The sequence below is a fragment of the Aeromicrobium sp. genome (assembly GCF_025965075.1).
Taxonomy (GTDB): Bacteria; Actinomycetota; Actinomycetes; order Propionibacteriales; family Nocardioidaceae; genus Aeromicrobium.
The window spans coordinates 1-5,092 of the sequence record NZ_JAOPXQ010000138.1; the positions used below are offsets into that span (position 1 = coordinate 1).

The window sequence follows — 5,092 nt, forward strand, 5'->3', positions numbered from 1 at the left end:
GGGCACCAGCTGCACCACCCACCGGCCGACGGCCTGGTGACGGTCGGCGCCTCGGTGCCCCACTTCCGGACGTACCCGCGCGGCGGCCTGCACGTGCTGCTGCTGGGCGTCACCGTGCCCCTCGTGACCCGCGTGCGCGGTTACCTGCCCAAGCCGTGGTTCGGCGCACCCGGCGCCCGCACGCTGATGCGCGAGTGGGCGCGGTTCGTGCGCACCGGCACGCCGCCGTACGACGTCCCGCACCGCATCACCACGCCCACGCTGGTCGTGCACCTGCAGGGCGACACGTACGCCGTCTCGGCGTCCAACAAGGTGTTCACCGAGAAGATGTTCGAGCCCGACGCGGTCACCCGCTGGGTCTACCCCAAGGACGCTGCGCCCGAGGGCGGCTCGACCCACCACGTGCAGTGGGTCAAGACCCCCGCCCCCGTCGTCGACCGCGTCATCCAGTGGTGGGCCGACGTCAGCTGACTACTCCGCGAAGGCCTCGACCGGCGGGCAGGAGCAGGCCAGGTTGCGGTCTCCGTAGGCCTGGTCGATGCGGCCGACCGGCGGCCAGTACTTGTCGTCGACTGATCCGGCCGGGAACGCGCCGGTGCCGATGTCGTAGGCGTGCTGCCAGTCGAGCAGCGTCCGCATCGTGTGCGGCGCGTGGACCAACGGGTTGTCGCCGGCCGGCCACTGCCCGTCGACGACCTGGTCGATCTCCGAACGGATCGCGAGCATCGCGTCGCAGAAGCGGTCGAGCTCGGCCAGGTCCACGGACTCGGTCGGCTCGACCATCAGCGTGCCCGGCACCGGGAAGCTCATCGTCGGGGCGTGGAAGCCGTAGTCGATGAGCCGCTTCGCGACGTCGTCGATCGTCAGCCCGGCGGCCTTCGTCAGCGGCCGCAGGTCCAGGATGCACTCGTGCGCCACGAGCTCGTGGTCACCCGTGTAGAGCACCGGGAAGGCGCTCTCGAGCCGCTTGGCGATGTAGTTGGCCGACAGCACCGCGACCGACGTCGCGTCGGTCAGGCCCTCGGCACCCATCATCGCGACGTACGCGTAGGGGATCGGCAGGATCCCGGCCGAGCCGTAGGGCGCCGCGCTGATCGCGCCGACCCCCTCGCGCTTGCTCTCGACGGGGTGCAGGGGGTGGGTCGGCAGGAACGGCACGAGGTGCTCGGCCACCGCGACCGGTCCGACGCCGGGCCCGCCGCCGCCGTGCGGGATGCAGAAGGTCTTGTGCAGGTTGAGGTGCGAGACGTCACCGCCGAAGACCCCCGGCTGCGCGTGGCCCAGCAGCGCGTTGAGGTTGGCCCCGTCGACGTACACCTGCCCCCCGTGCGAGTGCACGATGTCGCACAGCTCGGTGATGCCGTGCTCGTAGACGCCGTGGGTCGACGGGTACGTCACCATGATCGCCGCGAGGTCGTCGGCGTGGGCGTCGCACTGCTTGCGCAGGTCGTCCAGGTCGACCTCGCCCTCGGCGGTCGACTTCACGATGACGACCTTCATGCCCGCCATCACGGCGGACGCGGCATTGGTGCCGTGCGCCGAGCTCGGGATCAGGCAGATCCGGCGGTGCTCGTCGCCGCGGCTGACGTGGTACGCCCGGATGGCCAGCAGCCCGGCGAACTCGCCCTGCGAGCCGGCGTTGGGCTGGATCGACACCCCGGCGTATCCCGTGACCTCGGCGAGCCAGGACTCGAGGGTCTCGACCAGCTCGATCATCCCGGCGGCGTCCTCGGCCGGGACGAACGGGTGCAGCTCGGCGAAGCCGGGCCAGCTGATGGGCTCCATCTCGGCGGTGGCGTTGAGCTTCATGGTGCACGAGCCGAGCGGGATCATGCCGCGGTCGAGGGCGTAGTCCCGGTCGCTGAGCTTCTTGAGGTAGCGCAGCATCTGGGTCTCGCTGTGGTGCTCGTGGAACACCGGGTGGGTCAGGATCTCGTCGGTGCGCAGCAGCCCGTCCGGCAGCGACTCCGGCGCCTCGTCGACGGCGGCGACGCCGAACGCGTTCCAGACCGTCTCGAGGTGCTCGCGAGTCGTGGCCTCGTTGGTCGAGATGCCGACGTGGTCGGCGTCGACCAGCCGCAGGTGGACCCCGGCCTCACGCGCCTTCGCGACGATGCCCGCGGCCGCGCCGGGGACGCCGGCGACGACGGTGTCGAAGAAGCCGTTCTCCGCGACCTCGACTCCCCCGGCCCGCAGGCCGGCGGCCAGCACCCGGGCGGAACCGTTGACGTCCTCGGCGATCCTCCGCAGTCCCGCGGGGCCGTGGTAGACGGCGTACATCGACGCCGTGACCGCCAGCAGGACCTGCGCCGTGCAGATGTTGGACGTCGCCTTCTCGCGGCGGATGTGCTGCTCTCGGGTCTGCAGGGCCAACCGGTACGCCGGACGGCCCGCGCTGTCGACCGAGACGCCGACGAGGCGGCCGGGCAGGTGACGCTCGAGGCCGGCGCGCACCGCCATGAAGCCGGCGTGCGGCCCGCCGTAGAACATCGGGACGCCGAACCGCTGGCTCGACCCCACGACGACGTCGGCGCCGAGCGAGCCCGGCGAGGACAGCAGCACCAGCGCGAGCGGGTCCGCGACCACGACCGCGAGGCCCCCGCCGGCGTGTGCCGCCTCGATTGCGGGACGCGGGTCGACGACCTGCCCGTCGGCACGCGGGTAGGCGATGATCGTCCCGGCCGCCTCGACGTCGGGGACCCCGCCGGCGAGGTCGACCTCGAGCAGCTCGATCCCGAGCGCCTCGGCGCGGGTGTGCGTCACCGCGAGCGTCTGCGGCAGCAGCCCGGCGTCGATGATGATCGGCAGGGCGTCCTTGCCCTTCGTGGCCCGGCGGATCAGCGTCATGGCCTCGGCGACCGCGGTGCCCTCGTCGAGCAGCGACGAGTTGGCCGTCGGCAGGCCCGTCAGGTCCGAGATCAGGGTCTGGAAGTTGATGAGCGCCTCGAGCCGGCCCTGCGAGATCTCGGGCTGGTAGGGCGTGTAGGCGGTGTACCAGGACGGGTCCTCGAGCACGTTGCGCCGGATCACCGCGGGCGTCACGGTCGGGTGGTAGCCCAGGCCGATCATCGCGACGCCGGGGTTGTTGCGCTCGGCCAGGGACCGCAGCGTCGCGAGCGCCTGGGTCTCGGTCTGCGCGGCCGGCAGGCCCAGCGCCGACGTGCTGCGGATGCCGGACGGCACCGCGGCCTGCATCAGCGCGTCGAGGGAGTCGTAGCCGACCCGGCGCACCATGGCGTCCTGGTCGGACGGGGTGGGGCCGATGTGGCGGCTGGCGAAGTCGTGGGACACACGGTCTTGGGGCACGGAACGCTCCGGGGGTTGAGGCGGTCGACGGACGACGCCTCCCCTTCTGTCACCCCCGCAACGTCACGGGGAGCTCCAGAATTGCCTCGGTCGCGTGGTCCTTGGTGCCTGAGAGGTTCCGGGGAGGAATTGCCCCTTCGGCGCCGCCTGGGCGAACTCTCCCACGCGCGGTTGACAGCAGCACCAGCCTACCAAGCCCGTCCGACAGTCGCCGACCGGTCAGGACCCGAGGTGCCGGTCCTTCGCCGAGTCGTCGGAGTCGGCCGGTGCGTCGGTGGGCTCGCCGGACTCGTCGGCCGGCACGTCGTCGACCTCGTCCGGCGTCTCGGCGAGCGATGCGTCGGCCGGCCCGCGGTTGCGGGTCAGCACGAAGAACGCCAGCGCGACCAGGAAGACGATGATCGACGTCCACACGTTGAGCCGGAACGGCCCGATGTGGTTGACCGTGTCGATCCGCAGCGCCTCGATCCACACCCGCCCGGCGGTGTAGAACATCGCGTAGAGCGCGAACGCCCGTCCGCCGGTGAGCTTGTACCTGCGGTCGATCAGGATGATCAGCGCCGCCGCCGCGAGGTTCCACAGCAGCTCGTAGAGGAACGTCGGGTGGAACGTCGCGAACTGGTCGAAGCCCGGAGGCCGGTTGTCCAGCTCGATCTCCAGGCCCCACGGCTTGGTCGTCGGCTTGCCGAACAGCTCCTGGTTGAAGTAGTTGCCGAGCCGGCCGATCGCCTGCGCGACCAGCAGTCCGGGCGCCAGCGCGTCGGCCAGCGCCGCGAACGAGGCCCCGTAGCGTCGGCAGGCGATGTAGGCCCCGAGCGCCCCGCCCGCGATCGCGCCCCAGATGCCGAGGCCGCCCTGCCAGATCTTGAGCGCGTCGACGACGTGCCGACCGTCCCCGAAGTAGAGCTCCGGGTCGGTGACCACGTGATAGATCCGCGCCCCGACGATGCCGAACGGGATCGCCCAGATCGCGACGTCGCCGACGAGTCCGGGCCGGCCGCCGCGGGCCTGGAAGCGGCGCTCGCCGATCCAGATCGCGACGAGCGCTCCGATGATGATCCCCAGCGCGTACGCCCGCAGGGGCAGCGGTCCCAGGTGCCAGACACCCTCGGACGGGCTCGGGATGAAGGTGTGCAGCACGGTCAGGTCCTCTCGACGCCGGCGCGCAGGTCCTGCGCCAGCGAACGGATCGCGTCGAGCCCCGCCGCTTCGTCGGGGGCGTCCAGCAGACAACGTACGAGGGCGGACCCCACGATGACCGCGTCGGCGTACTCGGCGATCTCGTGGGCCTGGGCGCCGTTGGAGACGCCCAGCCCGACGCCGACGGGCTTGTCGGTGACCTGCTTGACCCGGGCGACGAGCTCCTCGCCCAGCGAGCTGGTCTGGTCCCGCGCCCCGGTGACGCCCATGACGGCGGTCGCGTAGACGAAGCCGCTCGCGGCCTCGACCGTCATCGCCAGCCGCTCGTCGGTCGACGACGGGGCGACGAGGAAGATCCGGTCCAGGCCGTGCGCCTCCGACGCCGCGACCCACTCGGCCGCCTCGTCGGGGATCATGTCCGGGGTGATGAGGCCCGAGCCACCGGCCGCGGCGAGATCGGCCGCGAACCGCTCGACGCCGTAGCGCTCGACCGGGTTCCAGTACGTCATCACGACGGTCGGCGCACCGGTCGCGGCGCTGGCCCGGACGACGTCGAACACGTCGGTCGTGCGGTGTCCGGCGGTCAGGGCCTGCTCGGCGGCGGCCTGGATGACCGGACCGTCCATGACGGGATCGCTGTAGGGCA

The 5,092-nt window shown here is 71.8% G+C and carries 3 protein-coding genes, 1 pseudogene and 1 riboswitch; of the genes and pseudogenes, 1 reads left to right on the forward strand and 3 read right to left on the reverse strand.

The window, feature by feature from the left end; genetic code table 11:
- Positions 1-471: pseudogene (locus JWQ91_RS08665) on the forward strand (hydrolase); the annotation flags it as partial.
- Here JWQ91_RS08665 and gcvP read toward each other — a convergent pair.
- From gcvP to trpA, 3 genes are all read right to left on the reverse strand, one after another.
- Positions 472-3,306 carry an aminomethyl-transferring glycine dehydrogenase gene (gene gcvP / locus JWQ91_RS08670; protein WP_297782511.1) on the reverse strand — a complete coding sequence of 945 codons (2,835 nt, stop codon included), beginning with the start codon at positions 3,304-3,306 and terminating at the stop codon, positions 472-474. It lies immediately after the preceding pseudogene.
- A gap of 85 nt (positions 3,307-3,391) precedes the next feature.
- Positions 3,392-3,480: riboswitch (glycine riboswitch) on the reverse strand.
- Positions 3,481-3,525: 45 nt separating this feature from the next.
- Positions 3,526-4,446 carry a prolipoprotein diacylglyceryl transferase gene (lgt, locus tag JWQ91_RS08675; protein ID WP_297782513.1) on the reverse strand — a complete coding sequence of 307 codons (921 nt, stop codon included), beginning with the start codon at positions 4,444-4,446 and terminating at the stop codon, positions 3,526-3,528.
- A 2-nt stretch (positions 4,447-4,448) separates the two neighbouring features.
- Positions 4,449-5,092 (reverse strand): tryptophan synthase subunit alpha (gene trpA / locus JWQ91_RS08680; protein WP_297782515.1); only part of this gene is annotated, 644 nt, incomplete at its 5' end.